This window comes from Luteimonas sp. AC640a, from assembly GCF_979256585.1.
The window spans coordinates 15,762-31,465 of sequence record NZ_CEEDOV010000010.1 but is presented as its reverse complement, the minus strand read 5'-3'; the positions used below and the strand labels follow the sequence as shown (position 1 = coordinate 31,465).

Below are 15,704 nucleotides of genomic sequence, written 5' to 3'. Positions count from 1 at the left end.
CCGGTTGATGACGGGCACAACGGTGGTTCGCAGTGTCATGACGAAGTGGAATAAATCCAAAAAACGTTGAGGAGAGTGAGATGTCGATGAAGAACAAGACGCTGTTGTGCGCTGCAGTTGCCGCCGCAATGGCCATGCCCGGCGCGTTCGCTGCGGGCCCGACGGCCGTGATCGGTCAGTCGAAAATCGCCCAGCCCCCCGCATCAGCGCAGCTCGCGGGTGCACGCCTGATCGTCAAGTATCGCGCCGGCACTCTGGAGCGCAGCAGCAACACCGCCAAGACCCGCGTGGTGCAGTCCGCAGCGGCGCGCATGGGCGGCAATACTTCCAAGGCTGGTCGCAGCGCAGCGCTGTCGGCAACCCATGTCCGTCAGCTCGGCGTCGGCGCCGATCTGTTGCGGCTCTCGCAGAAGATGGACGCCAGCGCGTTGAACACCCTGGTGCGGGAAATCGCTGCGGACCCGTCGGTCGAATACGCGCAGGTCGATACGCGCGACTACGCGCTGGCCAACCCGCGCGCGGCGACGGATGCATTTCCGCAGTTCGTCCCGAACGATCCCTTCTATGGGCAGTACCAGTGGAACTTCACCAATCCGGTCGGCGGCGTCAACGCACCGGCGGCATGGGACGTTGCCACCGGTGAAGGCATCGTGGTCGCGGTCCTCGACACGGGCATCCTGCCCGAGCACCCCGATATGAACGCTGGTCAGCTGCTGGCGGGTTACGACTTCATCACCGACGCCTTCGTCTCGCGTCGCGATACAGACGAGCGCGTGCCGGGTGCACTCGACTACGGCGACTGGAATCCGGTCGCAGGCGAGTGTTACGCGGGTTCGCCGGTCTCCGACAGTTCATGGCACGGCACGCACGTGTCCGGCACGGTGGCGCAGACCACCAACAATGCACTGGGTGCCGCTGGTCTCGCCTACGGCGCGAAGGTGCTGCCGCTGCGCGTGCTGGGCCGTTGTGGTGGTTACGGTTCCGACATCGCCGACGCGATCATCTGGGCGTCGGGCGGCACGGTGCCCGGTCTGCCGGACAACGAGAACCCGGCGGAAGTCATCAACATGAGCCTGGGCGGCGGCGCGGCGTGCGATCCGGCTTATCAGGACGCGATCGACATCGCGACCGCGAACGGCAGCCTGGTGGTCGTCGCGGCCGGTAACAGCAACTCCGACGTCGTCAACTTCCGTCCGGCGAGCTGCAATAACGTGGTGGCGGTCGGCGCGACGCGCATCACCGGCGGTCGTGCGTCCTACTCCAACTTCGGTGCGCTGGTCGACCTGTCGGCACCGGGTGGTGGCGGTTCGCAGGATCCCGGCAATGGTGGCTGGGACGGCTACATCATCCAGGCGGGTTCGGATGCGGCGACTACGCCGGATTCGGGCGAATACCTCTACTCCGGTTACACGGGCACGTCGATGGCGTCCCCGCACGTCGCCGCGGTGGCCGCGCTGGTGCAGAGCGCTCTGTCCGCAGCGGATCGGGATCCCATGACTCCCGCCGCGCTGGAAACCCTGCTCAAGCAAACCGCGCGTCCGTTCCCGACCACCATCCCGGCCAGTACCCCGATCGGTACGGGCATCGTCGATCCGGTGGCCGCTTTGGCGCTGGCATTGGAAGAGCCGTGTGATCCGGCCGTCGAGGAATGCGCGCCGCCTGCCACGCCTATCGTCAACATGACGCCGGTGCGGGCCCTCAGCGGCGCGGCGGGCAGCGAGACGCTCTACAGCGTCGAGGTGCCTGCCGGTGTCACGGGTCCGTTGAGCATCACCACCAGTGGTGGCAGCGGTGACGTCTCGCTGCATGTCAGTCTGGATGAAGCGCCCGGCGACACGGGGACCTGGAATTCGACGCGCCCCGGCAACTCGGAGACCATCCGCATCAATGCGCCAGCGGCCGGCATCTACTACATCAAGCTGTCCGGCAACCGTGCGTACTCCAATGTCATCCTGCAGGCGCGCTTCACCGCGCCTTGAAGTTGAGTTGAGGGCAGCCTTGCGACTGCAGGATGCCTGATTGTTGATGCACCCAAAGCCGGCGGATGCTCTATCCGCCGGCTTTCTTGTGTCCGAGATCGCGCTCAAAAGTTGAACGCGATTGCAGGCTCACGGCACGAGGCCTGCCACGCCGAAGGTATTGCAAGTCGCATGATCGAGCGTGTCGCCGCTGCTCGTTGCCGAACTCGGGTCTGCGCGGATCTGCAGCTCGTCGAGTGACGGGGCGGTTGCTGATCTGTTCAAGTATCTCGATCGCGATCGAATACCGAGCATCGAAGACAGCTGCCAGGCGTCGTTGTGGCGACGACAGCGTGCATCCCGCCGCGCATCGTTAGGCCGGCGAGTCGGCGTGATATCGCCTCATCGAACTGCGATCGATGTACAGCGGCTCGGTTGAGGATCGAGCCTAGGCGCCACTCGATCTCGCGCGTGATGTCTGAAACGAGTTGTCAGAGTTCTTCTGGCGCGGGAGCTGTATTGCACACCGCCGATTCTGTGCACAAGCCCGATTCGCTGGCGCGACCTGCGTCGATGGTGTGGCCGCGGCGTGCCAGCTCCGTCGGTCAGCAGGTGCAGGACGCAAACGCGATTCTCACCGCCTGGTCTTCGCGGCTGGACCGCCGCAGTCGTCCCCCGATATCCGTATCTGTACGTGCCGTACCAGCAGATGCCGGACATCGCCACCGCACAATGGCACTTGGGACGCACGCGCTTCGATCTCGGAGGTTTCTCCTGCGGAGCCCACGTGACGGGCCGATCAGCTGGGCATCGCGTATCTGGGATACTGTCGCGCCAGACTTCCGTACGATCGCAGTCCGATGTCCATCTCGTCCAAGTCACGCCGCGACGCACGACGTCGCAATGCGCCGCGCCGCAGCGACAGCGCTGCAGGTGCGCCGCAGATCCACGCGCAACTCAAGGGGGCCGACGAACGGGTGCTCGCCGGCGCGACCTATCACGAAGGCGAGTGGACGCTCGTGCTGCGCGGCGAACCCGTTGCGACCACGCCAAGTGCTGCAATGGTGCTGGCGATGCTGCGGCACACCGCCGCGTCGCGCCATGCCAATGGCATCGCCACGCGGCTCTCGGTGTCCAAGGCGCTCGACGCCGCTGCGAGCGCCGAAGCACAGGCCGAAGGCCGCACGTTGACCGAACATCTGGACTGGCTCGAGTCCGAGCGCCGCACCCGCAACGCGCCACCCGAGGCGCCACCCACCGCGCACTGACGCGTCACGGCGCGTCCGGCTGCACGATGAACCGTGCAGGCCGCCCCGGGATGCGGGCGCTGCGAGGCCGGTATGATGCCGCGGTCCCGGTTTCCGATCCGTCCCGATGCAATCCGTTCGCTCCCTGCCGCGCGTGACCGCACTTGCCGTTGCCGTCCTGGTACTGGCTGCATGTGGGCGCAACGTGCGCGAAGACGCGCCGTTCATGGGCGAATCCTTCGATTCCGACGAAACCTATTCGCGTACTTACGAACTGCCGCCCGCGCAGGTCTGCAGCGCCGCGCGTCTCGCGCTGCTCGGCCAAGGCTATGCGGTGGGCAAGTCCAGCGACGAGGCCGTTGAAGCGACCAAGAATTTCCAGCCAGAAGCCGAAGTCCATACCCAGCTTGCGGTCCGCGTGTCCTGCGTGTCCCGTGGGAGCGACCGCACGCTGTTGTTCGTCAGCGCGCTGCTCGACCGCTATGTACTGCGCAAGAGTTCAAATTCCGCGAGCGTGGGTGTCGGTGCGCTCGGGTCACTGTCGCTGCCCATCGGCAGCAGCGAGGACTCGCTGGTGCGCACCGCGAGCAGCACCGTGCAGGACACCGGCTTCTATCGGCGGTTCTTCGAGCGGGTCGGCTTCTATGTGCCCGCACCGAGCAGCCGGGACCGCACGCCGAGCGCCGACGAGATGCGACGCGAAGATCCGCCGCCGGCGGACCTCGAGCACAGCGCCGAGACTGCGTCGGAAGCGCTGCCTGGGGGCTGAGAACAACGGCGCCCGGCGCCGACGAACTGCTAAAGTCGGCCGATCCGTAATCGATGGGATGGCCGTGCAGTGAATGCGGTGCTCGAAGATTCCACAGCGACGCCCGACACGCCCGAGGCGCGCATCGTCGCGCGCCTGCGCGCCAGCGGCAGGCTCAAGGATGTCGATCTGGCGCGCGCGCAGCGGCTGCACGCCGAAGCCGGCGGCAGCCTGTTGACCCTGCTGGGGCGTCTGGGCTTGGTGTCTGAACGCGACCATGCCGAAGCCTGCGCCGCCGAGCTCGGCCTGCAACTGCTCGCCGCCAAATCCGTGCCTGAAGATCCGCCGGAACTGGTCGACGGCGCGCAGCCGTTGTCGGTGCGGTTCCTGCGTCAGTTCCACGTGCTGCCGATCGGCGAAAGCCGCGGGCGTCTGCATGTGTGGATGTCCGATCCGCACGACGATTACGCGCTCGACGCCGTGCGGCTGGCGACCGGCTGCGCCATCGCGCCCGCCGTCGGCCTGCGCTCGGAGATCGACGACCTGATCGAGCGCTGGTACGGCCAGGGTCGCAGCGCGATGGGCACCATCATCGAATCGGCGGATGGCGAAGGCGGCGGTGATGTCGACGACGTCGAGCATCTGCGCGACCTCGCGTCCGAGGCACCGGTGATCCGATTGGTGAACCTCGTGATCCAGCGCGCCGTCGAACTGCGCGCGTCCGACATCCACATCGAACCGTTCGAAAGCCGGCTGAAAGTGCGCTACCGCGTCGACGGCGTGTTGATCGACGGCGAGAGCCCGCCGGTGAATCTGACTGCGGCGGTGATCAGCCGCATCAAGATCATGGCCCGGCTCAACATCGCCGAGCGCCGCCTGCCGCAGGACGGCCGCATCATGCTGCGCGTGCAGGGCAAGGAACTCGACCTGCGCGTGTCGACGATGCCGACCGCGCATGGCGAAAGCGTGGTAATGCGTCTGCTCGACCGCGAGACGGTCGTATTCGATTTCTACCGGCTCGGCTTCACCGACGAATTCCTGCCGCAGTTCAACAAGGTGCTGGACCAGCCGCACGGCATCCTGCTGGTGACCGGCCCCACCGGCTCGGGCAAGACGACGACGCTCTACACCGCGCTGTCGCAGCTCAATACGCCCGACGTCAAGATCATCACCGTCGAGGATCCGGTCGAATACCAGATCGAAGGCATCAACCAGATCCAGGCCAAGCCGCAGATCGGTCTCGACTTCGCGCACGCACTGCGCTCGATCGTCCGCCAGGATCCGGACATCATCATGATCGGCGAAATGCGCGATCTGGAAACCGCGCGCATCGCGATCCAGTCCGCGTTGACCGGCCATCTCGTGCTCAGCACGCTGCACACCAACAATGCCGCGGGCGGTATCACCCGCATGCTCGACATGGGCGTCGAGGATTACCTGCTGACATCCACCGTCAACGGCATCCTCGCCCAGCGCCTGGTACGCAAGCTCGAGCCGACGCATCGCGTGCGCTACGCCGCATCGCCGGAGGAGATCGAACGCTTCGAGCTCCGACGGTTTCAACCTGATGGCGAGATCGTCCTGTATCGCCCGGGCCCGTCGGCCGGCGCGCCCACGGGGTATCTGGGCCGCACCACGATCGTCGAGTTCCTCGTCATGAACGACACGCTGCGCCGCGCGGTGATGCGCCACGCCGGCATGGGCGAACTCGAACAGCTCGCCCGCGAATCGGGCATGCGCACGATGTACGAGGACGGCATCCTCAAGGCGCTGGCCGGCGAGACGACGATCGAGGAAGTGCTGCGGGTGACGGAAGATGCGTGATGTACCGCTGGACGCGGTGCCTGATCCGAAAAGGCAATTCATGAGACTGACAGGGATGGCGTGCGCTGCAGCCTTGTTTGCAGTGGCCTGTGGCGGTGATCGGGATGTGGAGAGGCAGGGCGCCGGTTCGGACGTCAGCGTTGCGGGTGGGGACGCAGAACACACATTGGAGGTGGCGGATCGGGATGCATCCGTCGGTGCGATTGCGCCCGAGGCCGTTGCCGCACGCACAACGGACCAGCCCGGTGACGACTCGGTTTCCAGTACACCGATGGCTGTTCCGATGCATCGGACGCAGGCCTCGCCCCAATCACGCACGTCTGTCGAATCACGTTTGATGCAGGACGGTGCGTTGATGTCCGATACGTTCGGATTCATCAACGATGGGCAGGCCTGGGCCGATGCGGTTCGTGCATTCGAGAACGATGGCCTGACCGATCCCGACGCACGAGACCTGCATCAGCTCTTCGGCGATTGGTTGCGCACATCGCTCGGTCGGCATGGGCTTGAGATTTCCGGCTTCGGCTGTGGACGCAGCCTGTGCGCCGCGACGATTCCCGTGGTTGCGCCGGATGCAGCTGCGCGATACGCCGCGTGGTACGAAACAGACGCCAACCAACCGCCGATGCCGCTGCCGGTGTTTGCCCAGATGGCGTTCACTTGGCCAAGTGGCGCCAGCGAGATGCGGATCCTGTTCTCGACGGACCCCGACGTAACCGGAGTCAACGCGCCGTAAGGCGTCCATTCCATGACCCTCTACCGCTACAAAGCCCTCAACACCCGCGGTGAAACGCTCGACGGCACGATGGATGCCGGCAGCGAAGCCGAGGTTGCGTTGCGTCTGCAGGAGCAGGGCCATCTGCCGGTCGAGGCGCGGCCGGCGAGCGAGGCGCGCGCTGTCGAGGACTGGAAGGCGCTGTTCAAGCCCAAGCCGTTCTCGGGGCCGCGGTTGGTGCAGTTCACCCAGCAGCTCGCGACACTGCTCAACGCGGGCCAGCCGCTGGATCGTGCGCTGACGATCCTGCTCGATCTGCCCGAAGAGCCTGAAGCCAAGCGCACGATCACCGAGCTGCGCGATGCGGTGCGTGGCGGCGTGTCGCTGTCGACCGCGCTCGAACGCCAGCACGGCACGTTTTCGCGGCTGTACGTGAACATGGTGCGGGCAGGCGAGGCCGGTGGCAGTCTGGAAGACACGTTGCAGCGACTCGCCGACTACCTCGAAAGTACGCGTGCGCTCCGGGGTCGCGTGATCAATGCACTAATCTATCCGGCGATCCTGATCGTCATGGTCGGCGCCTCGCTGATGTTCCTGCTCGGCTACGTCGTGCCGCAGTTCGCGGCGATGTACGACAGCCTGGACGCGGAGCTCCCGGTGTTCACCAAAATCGTGCTCGGCCTCGGCGAGTTTGTGCGCGACTGGTGGATCCTGATGCTGGCGCTGCCGGTCGCGGCGATCTACACGTTCGTGCTGAAGCTTCGCGACGCGCGGTTCCGGCTGCGATTCGATGGCTGGCTGCTGCAGCGGCGGATCTTCGGGCCGCTGGTCGCGCGGATCGAGACCGCGCGGCTCGCACGCACGCTCGGCACACTGCTGCGTAACGGCGTGCCGTTGATCGCGGCGCTCGGCATCGGTCGCAAGGTGCTGGGCAATCTCGCGCTGTCGGCGGATGTCGACGCGGCCGAGAGCGAGGTCAAGAACGGCGTCGGTCTGTCGACGGCGCTGGGACGCAGCAAGCGCTTTCCCCGCCTCGCGATCCAGATGATCCAGGTCGGCGAGGAATCCGGCGCGCTCGACGCGATGTTGCTCAAGACCGCAGACACCTTCGACCAGCAGACCGGCACGTCGCTCGATCGCATGCTCGCCGCGCTGGTGCCGGCGATCACGATGCTGCTCGCACTGGTGGTGATGGTGGTGATCCTCGCGGTCCTGGTGCCGATTTACGACCTGACCAGCGTCATCGGCTAGGGTGCGCCAGCGGTTCAGGACGCACGCGGCATACAATGCAATCCGGACTCTTGAACGAGGCAGTGTCGATGCAGCACATCCGCAGATCGCGTCCCTTCGGTAGCCCGCGCACCGCGCAGGGCGGCTTCAGCCTGATCGAAATCATCCTCGTCGTCGTCCTGATCGGCGGCATCGTGGCGTTCGCCGCGACCCGTATCCTCGGCGGCGGCGACCGCGCGCGCGTCAATCTCGCCAAGGCGCAGGTGCAGACGCTGGCCGAAAAGGTGCACCAGTACGAAATGGACACCGGCACGTTGCCCAATGCACTGGGGGATCTGGTCACCCAGCCCGGCGGCGCCAGTGGCTGGCTGGGCCCGTACGCGAAGGACGCCGAGCTGCGCGATCCCTGGAACACCCCTTACGAGTTCGCCACGCCGGGCAACAGTCAGCCGTTCGACATCCTCAGCTACGGCGCAGACCGCAAGCCCGGCGGCGACAGCGTCAACGCCGATATCCGCTACGAATAAGCGCTTCGCGCGTCGTGGAAACCGGCGCCGATGATGCTAGATTCCGGGGCTGCTCCTGCTCCGGAACGTCGCCGCACCAGATGTCGCATCGCATCGCCCGGGTTCGCGGCTTCTCGCTGCTGGAAGTGCTGATGGTCGTCGGCCTGATCGCCGTGACCGGGGTGCTGGCGGCGGCCGCGATGAGCGGTGGCTTCGATCGCATTGCGTTGCAGTCCACGAGCAAGACCATTGCCGCGCAGTTGCGTTACACGCGGGCGCAGGCGATTTCGACCGGTGCGCCGCAGCGCTTCGTGATCAACCCGCAGGCGCGCACCTGGCAGGCGCCGAACGGTCGCCACGGCACGATTCCCGAGCCGCTCGCGGTCGAATTCACTGGCGCGCGCGAACTGCAGTCGAGCGACAGCGAGGGCGCGATCCTGTTCTTCGCCGATGGCGCGGCGACGGGTGGACGGGTGCGTGTGTTGCTGCGTGATGCGGCCTGGCAGGTCGACGTGGCCTGGTTGACCGGGGAAGTCCGTCTGTCGCGCGCGAACGCGAACGAATGAACGTGCGCGGCCAGCGCGGTTACACCTTGCTCGAAGTCATCGTGGCCTTCGCGGTGCTCGGCATCGCGTTGATGCTCTTGCTCGGCACGCTGTCGAACGGCACGCGCCAGGTGCGCTGGGCGGCGGATTCCGGACGCGCGGCGTTGCATGCGCAATCGCTGCTGGATGGCATCGGCATCGAGATTCCGGTGGTGCCGGGCAGCACCACCGGCGAGTTCGAGGACGGGCGCTATCGCTGGACGTTGGAGATCGCGCCCTTCGTCGATCCGGCGATGCCCCCTGCGCTACTCGATCCGTCCGGCCAGCAACTGTTCGAAGTCGCGCTCGCCGTGGACTGGGGCGAACGCGGGCCGCGCGAGCGTCTGCAGGTCCACACGCTGCGGTTGCGCGAACCGGATGCGCTCGGCGTGCCGACCCCATGAAGCACGCACGCGGGTTCACCCTGATCGAGGTGCTGTTGGCGACGGTGCTGCTCGCGGCCGGACTCGCCCTGGCGCTGACCACGTTGCGCGCCGCGACCGCGACCGTCGATCGCGGCGAGGCCCTGTCGCAGCGCAGCGAGCGCATGCGGGCAGTCGAAGGTTTCCTGCGCCGGCGCATCGCATCCGCGCAGCAGATCGCGTTCCAGACCGACGAGAACACCGGTGAGATCTCGCAGTTCGTCGGCGAACCGCAGCGCCTGCGCTTCGTCGCTGATCTGCCGAACTACCTGGGGCAGGGCGGGCCGCATCTGCACGACATCGCGGTCGACGAGGTGCGCGGTGCGCAGCGCCTGACGGTCGCATTCGGCATGGTGATGACCGGGCGCACGATCGAGCTCCCAAGCCCGCGGCCGCCCGAGCCGCTGGTCGATGACCTCGTCGAATTGCGGATACGTTATCGCGGCTTCGACGAGGCCGGCGCGCTCGGCGAATGGCAGGAACGCTGGGGGCCGGCCGCATTGCCGTTGCAGGTCGAAGTGCAGATCGAGACCGAGCGCGACGGCGCCTGGCCGACACTCGTGGTCACGTTGCCGCAGGGCACCGGACAGGCCGCGCAGGTGGCGATGCCATGAGTGCGCGCGCGCATCGCGGGGCCGCGCTGTTGCTTGTGCTGTGGCTGATCACGTTGCTGGCGGCGCTGGTCGGTGCCTTCGCGCTGACCGCGCGCATCGAACAGCAGCAGGGCCGCGTGCTCAGTCGCGGCGTCGCCGGCGACCAGGCCGCGCGCGCGGGTCTCGAGTACGCGTTGACCCGGCTGGCGATGGACGATCCCGCATTGCAATGGCAGCCCGACGGACGTCCTTACGGCTGGCGGTTCCATGACATCGACGTGGAGCTCAAAGTCGTCGACGAAACTGGCAAAGTCGATCTCAATGCCGCCGACGGCCTGCTGCTGGCCGCGCTGTTGCAGACCACCGGCGCCGATCAGAGCGTCGCGGTGCAGGTCGCCGGCGCGATCGTCGACTGGCGCGATGGCGACGATTTCGTGCAGATCACCGGCGGCGCGGAAGCCGCGGACTATGCCAGCGCGGGGCGGCCCTACGGCGCCAAGAACGCGCCCTTCGAAAGCGTCGCAGAGGTCGAGCAGGTGCTCGGCATGACACCAGAGCTGTATGAGGCGGTCGCGCCATATCTGACGATCTACAGCCGCCTGCCGTCGCCCGATCCGCAGTTCGCCGCCGGCCCCGTGCTGCAGGCGATGGGCGTCGAGGCCGATCCGATCCTCGCGGCCCGCGAAGCGACCGCCGCGCAACTGGCCGGCGCCCTGCTGGGCGGCGGAAGCGGCACGTATAGTATCGAGAGCCAGGCGCGGCTCCCGGAGGGGCGGACCGCGCGGCTGCGGGCAGTCGTCAGAACCGGCGCTGGCGCCGTACCGGGCACGGCCTACACCGTGCTGCGTTGGGAAGAAGGAGCGTCACCACGATGATGTCCGCGACACCCGCAACTCCGGGCGAGACCGTGCCCGGCCGCCGCGCCTGGCGCCTGGACGGCCGCACGTCGGCGCGCGTCCGGACGTTCCTGTCGTGGTGGGGGGCGGCGCTGTCGGCCTGGTTGCCGGCGCGTGTGCGTGAACTGTTCGGCCTCGCCAGCCGCCGTCTGCTGCTGGTCGGCAACGGCAGCGATATCGCATTGCGCTTGCAGGACGCCGACGGCGTGCGCGATCTCGCGAGCGTGCCGCGCGCCTCGTTCGACGAATCTGCGGGCGATCCGCTGGCCGCGCTGCTCGCGCCGCGCACGATCGATCTGCCGCGCTGGTTGCTGCTGCCCGCACGCACCGGTCTGCGTCGGCGCCTGACCCTGCCCGAAGCCGCCGGCGATCGCCTGCACGATGTGCTCGGTTTCGAGATCGACCGGCAGACGCCGTTCACCGCCGCCGATGTGCGCTACGACCACCGCGTGCTCGGCCGGCGCGGCGATGGCCAGATCGATGTGGAGCTGGTGGTCGTGCCGCGCGCCGCGATCGACGCGCAACTCGCCGCGCTCGGCCCGCTGGCGCCGATGCTGGCCGGTATCGATCTCGCCGGTGACAGCGGCCCGTTGGGCGTCAACCTGATCGACGATGCGCGTCGTCGTCGCCGCGAGGATCCGCAGCGGCGCGTGCAGCTGATGATTCTCGGCATTGCGGTGCTGCTGACCGCATTCGGCCTGTGGCAGATGCGCGAGAACCGCAGCGCCGCGGCCGATGCACTGGACGCACGCGTCGCCGCAGAAGCCACGCGTGCGCGCGCGGCTTCTGCGCAGCGCCAGCAACTCACTGATTTGCGCGAAGGCATGGCCTTTCTGCAAGCGCAGCGCGCTGCGCGTCCGTTGACGGTGGCGGTGCTCGATGAGCTCGCGCGTCGGTTGCCGGATTCCACGTCGCTGGAGAAGGCCGCCATCGAAGGCGACCGTGTGCTGCTGATCGGCCTGAGCACCGAAGCCTCTGCACTGGTCGGTCAACTGTCGGGCTCCACGCTGTGGCGCGCACCCGCGCTCGCCGGCGCACTGCAGAACGATCCGCGGACGCGCTCGGACCGCTTCACACTCACCGCTGAACTCGTGCCGCCGCCCACGGCTGCGCCGGCGCCTGCCGCCACACCACAGGAGCCCGTGCGTGCGGACGATGCCCGATAGGTCCGTGTCGGCCCGCGACCGCTGGCTGGCGCTCGCGCTGCTGCTGGGCGTGCTGTTGCTGGGGTACCTGTTGCTGATCCATCCTTGGTGGACACAGCCCATGCGCGAACTCGGGTCACGTATCGACACGCTGCAGGAACGTGAGCTGCGCATCCGCCGAGAACTCGAGCAGGCGCCGCAGGTGCGCGCCGAACTCGAACGTGCGCGCGCAGCCATGGACGACACGCCCGGTTTCATGCCGCAGGCAAGCGTGGAGCTTGCGACCGCCGCGCTGGTGCAGCGTCTCGAAAGCGCCGTGCTCGACGCGAGCCCCGGCAACCGCAGTTGCGCGATCAGCAACCGCTCGCCGATCGCCGGCCAGCGCAGCGACCAATACCCGCGCGCGACCGTTCAAGTGCGCCTGCGTTGCGGCAATGCCGAACTGGCCGCGGTGCTGCATTCGCTGGAAACCGGCACGCCACGGCTGTTCATCGACAACCTCAACATCCTCAGCCAGCGGCATACGCTCGCGGCCGGCGCGACCAGTGGCGGTGTCGACGTGAGTTTCGACCTGTCCGGTTACGTGCTGCCGGCGCCCGGCGCGGCGCCTGCGGCCAACGCCGCTGCGCGCGCGCGTTCGACGGCGGCCAACGGAGGCGGCGATGCGGATTGATGCCACCAATGCGCGCACCTGGCTGGTCGCCGCGGTCGGCGGCTGGGCGTTGCTGTTCGCGCTGCTGTCGCTGGCCGGACTCGGCAGCCGCATCGGCACGCTGGAGGACGACGGCGTGGCCGCAGCACCGGTCGGCCCCGCGCCCGGCGATGCCGCGCCGGCGCCGCCTCTTTCGAGCTTCGACGAAGTCGCCGCGCGTCCGCTGTTCTCCGGCGACCGCCGCCCGCATCCCTTCTTTATCGATCCGCAGGACGAAGGCGAGGGCACCGGCACTGGATTCGACTACGTGCTGACCAGCGTGCTCCGCACGCCCGACTTCGCGATGGCGATCCTGCAGCCCAATGGCGGCGGCGAGTCGATCCGGCTCAAGGTCGGCGAAGGTCCGCCTGAAGCTTCGAACTGGCTGCTCGATTCGGTGGATGCGCGCAGCGTGGTGTTCACCACGCCGGAAGGCCCCCGCACGCTGGAGCTGCGCGTGTTCGACGGCACTGGCGGACAGCCGCCCACGCCGATGACGCCGACACCGCCGCCGGATGGTCAATCGCCGGCGCAGGCGGCATCGCGCCCGCCGGCGACGCCGACGCAGGCTGTCCAAAATGCGGCCGGGGCTGCGGCACGCGCCGCAGGCAACGGCGCAAGCCAGCAGCCCGTCGGCGATGCGCAGGCTGGCAACGGGCAACCACGTGGTGCGGCCGGCCAGCAGGCGACGGCAGTCACCGGCAGCGACGGCAGTGCGACGCCCGAAGCCGCGCCAGCGGCCGGTCCGTCGGAAGCACAAGTCGAAGCGATCCGTCGCCGGATCGAAGAACGGCGCGCACGTCTGCGCCAGCAGCAACAGCAACCCAATTCCGCCCAGGACTAGACTCCCGTCGATGAAGCCTTCCCAGACGCCAGCCTTCCACCTCCGGGCGATCGCCCTCGGTACCGGCATCGCACTGCTCGCCGGCTGCGCCACCGCGCCGACCGCCTCGATGCGCCGCGATGCCGACCTGCGCCAGGGCGCGGAGGCGGGCACGTCGTCCACCGACACCGCATCGGCGCCGGGCGCACGCACGCAACCGCTGCTCGGCGATGACGAGCGTCCACAGCCGCAGATCCGCCGCGGCAGCGGCACGGTCATCAACCAGCGCGCCGCCTCCGCCGCGCCGCCCACACTGGGCGCGACCAGCGGGCAGGCCTCGTTCAATTTCGAAGGCGAATCGGTGCACGCCGTCGCCAAGGCGATCCTCGGCGACATGCTCGGCCAGAACTACGTCATCGCGCCGGAAGTGCAGGGCACGGTGACGCTGGCGACGCCGCAGCCGGTGAGTGCGGCGCAGGCGCTGAGCCTGCTGGAGATGGTGCTGGGCTGGAACAACGCCCGCATGATCTACAGCGACGGCCGCTACAACATCGTCGCCGCAGACACCGCGCTCGCAACCGGCACCGTCGCCCCGCGCACCGGCAGCACCGGCGCAGCGCGCGGCTTCGAGGTGCGCACTGTGCCGCTGCGCTACATCTCCGCGACCGAGATGGAGAAGGTGCTCGAGCCCTATGCGCGCCCGAACGCGATCGTCTCTGCCGACAACGCGCGCAACGTCATCACGATTTCCGGCAGCCGCTCCGAACTCGACAACTACCTGCGCACAATCGAGATCTTCGACGTCGACTGGCTGTCGGGCATGTCGGTCGGCGTATTTCCGCTGCAGTCGGGCAAGGCCACGCAGGTCGTCGCCGATCTGGAAAAGGTGTTCGGCGCGGACAGCGAATCGCCGGTCTCGGGCATGTTCCGCTTCATGCCGCTGGAAGGCGCGAACGCGGTGCTGGTGATCACGCCGCAGGCCGATTATCTCGGCGAGATCCAGCAATGGCTGGAGCGGATCGACAACGCGGGCCAGGATCCGAAACTGTTCTCCTACGAACTGAAGTTCATCAAAGCCCGCGAACTCGCGCAGCGCCTGTCGGAGGTTTTCGGCGGCGGCAGCGGCAGCAGTGGCGGCCAGGATGCGGCCTCGCTGATGCCGGGCCTGACCGGTAACACGCTGCGCACCGGCGGCACGGATGGCTCGTCCGGCCTCGACAGCGGCAGCGGCAGCAGTTCCGGACTCGGCAGCAACAATCGCGGTGGCGGCTCGGGCATGAGCCGTGGTGGTGGCAGTAGCGGTGGCGGTGGCGGTGGCGCCAGCATTGGCCAGATGGAGCTGAGTGATCAGCAGGAGGGACCGGGCAGCGTGACGCTGGAAGTCGAGGGCGACCGCGTTGGGGTGTCGGCGGTCGATGAAACCAACACGTTGCTGGTGCGGACGACGCCCGCGGCGTGGCGTTCGATCCGCGATGTGGTCGAACGGCTCGACGTGATGCCGGCGCAGGTGCATATCGAAGCGCAGGTCGTGGAGGTGCTGCTCAGCGGCGACCTTGAGTACGGCGTGAACTGGTTTATCGAAAAGGGCATGACCGACAACCAGATCGGGCCTTTCCCGTCGCCTGCGGGCGGCGGACCGAGCAGCTGGAGCACCCTCGGTGCCAGCATCGGCGGCATTTCGGGCCCGGGCCTGGCGTGGTCGCTGGTCAAGAACGACGCCGCAGCGATCATCAGGGCGCTCGACCAGGTCACCGACGTCCAGGTCCTGCAGTCGCCATCGGTATTCGTGCGCAACAATGCGATGGCCGAGTTCAACGTCGGCGCGAGTATCCCGATCTCGTCGACCAGCGTGAACCCGATTCTCGGCGACAGCCAGTACACCCAGGTCCAGTACATCGAGACCGGCACGATTCTCAAGGTGCGCCCACGGGTGACCCGCGACGGCATGGTATTTCTCGATATCGTGCAGGAAGTCAGTACGCCCGGCGCGCAGAACACCGCGGACGATCAGGGCAACGTGCGGATCGATACGCGCAGGCTGAAAACCGAAGCCGCTGTGCAGGCGGGCGACACGGTGATGCTGGCCGGGCTGATCCGGGATCAGGTGTCTCGAACCTCGTCGGGCATCCCTGGTCTGAGCCGGATTCCTGTCATCGGGGGGCTCTTCGGATCGCAGGGTTCAGGCACCGAGCGCAGCGAAGTCATCGTGCTGCTGACGCCGACCATCGTGCGCAATCCGCTCGAGGCGCGTCAGCTGACCGACGAGTACGGGCGCCGTTTCCGCGCGCTGCAGCCGCTGCAGGGCACGCAGGACTGAGCCCG

General features: G+C 67.6%; 15 protein-coding genes. All 15 read left to right on the top strand.

Going from position 1 to position 15,704, the window contains the following annotated elements; translation table 11 throughout:
- Nucleotides 1–80 precede the first annotated feature (80 nt).
- The 15 genes from ACZ9YD_RS09230 to gspD all read left to right on the top strand — a co-directional run bounded on the left by ACZ9YD_RS09230 (nucleotide 81) and on the right by gspD (nucleotide 15,699).
- The gene (locus tag ACZ9YD_RS09230) at nucleotides 81–1,979 is read left to right on the top strand and encodes a S8 family peptidase (RefSeq protein WP_465074876.1); all 1,899 of its coding nucleotides are present in this window, start codon (nucleotides 81–83) and stop codon (nucleotides 1,977–1,979) included.
- Between the two features lie 839 nt (nucleotides 1,980–2,818).
- The gene (locus tag ACZ9YD_RS09225) at nucleotides 2,819–3,226 is read left to right on the top strand and encodes a hypothetical protein (protein WP_465074875.1); all 408 of its coding nucleotides are present in this window, start codon (nucleotides 2,819–2,821) and stop codon (nucleotides 3,224–3,226) included.
- Nucleotides 3,227–3,359: 133 nt separating this feature from the next.
- Nucleotides 3,360–3,974 carry a DUF2242 domain-containing protein gene (locus tag ACZ9YD_RS09220; protein WP_465074873.1) on the top strand — a complete coding sequence of 205 codons (615 nt, stop codon included), beginning with the start codon at nucleotides 3,360–3,362 and terminating at the stop codon, nucleotides 3,972–3,974.
- 69 nt (nucleotides 3,975–4,043) lie between these two features.
- Nucleotides 4,044–5,777, top strand: a complete 1,734-nt coding sequence (gspE, locus tag ACZ9YD_RS09215; protein WP_465074872.1) for a type II secretion system ATPase GspE — start codon at nucleotides 4,044–4,046, stop codon at nucleotides 5,775–5,777.
- Nucleotides 5,770–6,513, top strand: coding sequence for a hypothetical protein (locus ACZ9YD_RS09210; protein ID WP_465074871.1), 744 nt, complete (start codon nucleotides 5,770–5,772; stop codon nucleotides 6,511–6,513). The genes gspE and ACZ9YD_RS09210 overlap by 8 nt, the downstream gene beginning before the upstream one ends.
- A 12-nt stretch (nucleotides 6,514–6,525) precedes the next feature.
- On the top strand, nucleotides 6,526–7,743 hold the full coding sequence (gene xpsF / locus ACZ9YD_RS09205) for a type II secretion system protein XpsF (protein WP_465074870.1): 1,218 nt from the start codon (nucleotides 6,526–6,528) through the stop codon (nucleotides 7,741–7,743).
- A gap of 68 nt (nucleotides 7,744–7,811) precedes the next feature.
- Nucleotides 7,812–8,249, top strand: coding sequence for a type II secretion system major pseudopilin GspG (gene gspG, locus ACZ9YD_RS09200; protein WP_465074869.1), 438 nt, complete (start codon nucleotides 7,812–7,814; stop codon nucleotides 8,247–8,249).
- Nucleotides 8,250–8,329: 80 nt separating this feature from the next.
- Nucleotides 8,330–8,794 (top strand): type II secretion system protein XpsH, encoded by a 465-nt coding sequence (gene xpsH / locus ACZ9YD_RS09195; protein ID WP_465074868.1) that lies wholly within the window; start codon nucleotides 8,330–8,332, stop codon nucleotides 8,792–8,794.
- 2 nt (nucleotides 8,795–8,796) lie between these two features.
- The gene (gene xpsI / locus ACZ9YD_RS09190) at nucleotides 8,797–9,216 is read left to right on the top strand and encodes a type II secretion system protein XpsI (protein ID WP_465074866.1); all 420 of its coding nucleotides are present in this window, start codon (nucleotides 8,797–8,799) and stop codon (nucleotides 9,214–9,216) included.
- Nucleotides 9,213–9,848 (top strand): prepilin-type N-terminal cleavage/methylation domain-containing protein, encoded by a 636-nt coding sequence (locus ACZ9YD_RS09185; protein ID WP_465074864.1) that lies wholly within the window; start codon nucleotides 9,213–9,215, stop codon nucleotides 9,846–9,848. The genes xpsI and ACZ9YD_RS09185 overlap by 4 nt, the downstream gene beginning before the upstream one ends.
- Nucleotides 9,845–10,702, top strand: a complete 858-nt coding sequence (locus ACZ9YD_RS09180; protein ID WP_465074863.1) for a type II secretion system minor pseudopilin — start codon at nucleotides 9,845–9,847, stop codon at nucleotides 10,700–10,702. The genes ACZ9YD_RS09185 and ACZ9YD_RS09180 overlap by 4 nt, the downstream gene beginning before the upstream one ends.
- On the top strand, nucleotides 10,702–11,889 hold the full coding sequence (locus ACZ9YD_RS09175; RefSeq protein WP_465074862.1) for a PilN domain-containing protein: 1,188 nt from the start codon (nucleotides 10,702–10,704) through the stop codon (nucleotides 11,887–11,889). The genes ACZ9YD_RS09180 and ACZ9YD_RS09175 overlap by 1 nt, the downstream gene beginning before the upstream one ends.
- On the top strand, nucleotides 11,879–12,541 hold the full coding sequence (gene gspM / locus ACZ9YD_RS09170) for a type II secretion system protein GspM (RefSeq protein WP_465074861.1): 663 nt from the start codon (nucleotides 11,879–11,881) through the stop codon (nucleotides 12,539–12,541). The genes ACZ9YD_RS09175 and gspM overlap by 11 nt, the downstream gene beginning before the upstream one ends.
- A complete protein-coding gene (locus ACZ9YD_RS09165; protein ID WP_465074859.1) occupies nucleotides 12,531–13,403 on the top strand; it encodes a type II secretion system protein XpsN in 873 nt (290 codons plus the stop codon). The genes gspM and ACZ9YD_RS09165 overlap by 11 nt, the downstream gene beginning before the upstream one ends.
- 10 nt (nucleotides 13,404–13,413) lie before the next feature.
- Nucleotides 13,414–15,699 carry a type II secretion system secretin GspD gene (gene gspD, locus ACZ9YD_RS09160; RefSeq protein WP_465074858.1) on the top strand — a complete coding sequence of 762 codons (2,286 nt, stop codon included), beginning with the start codon at nucleotides 13,414–13,416 and terminating at the stop codon, nucleotides 15,697–15,699.
- The last annotated feature ends 5 nt before the right edge of the window (nucleotides 15,700–15,704 follow it).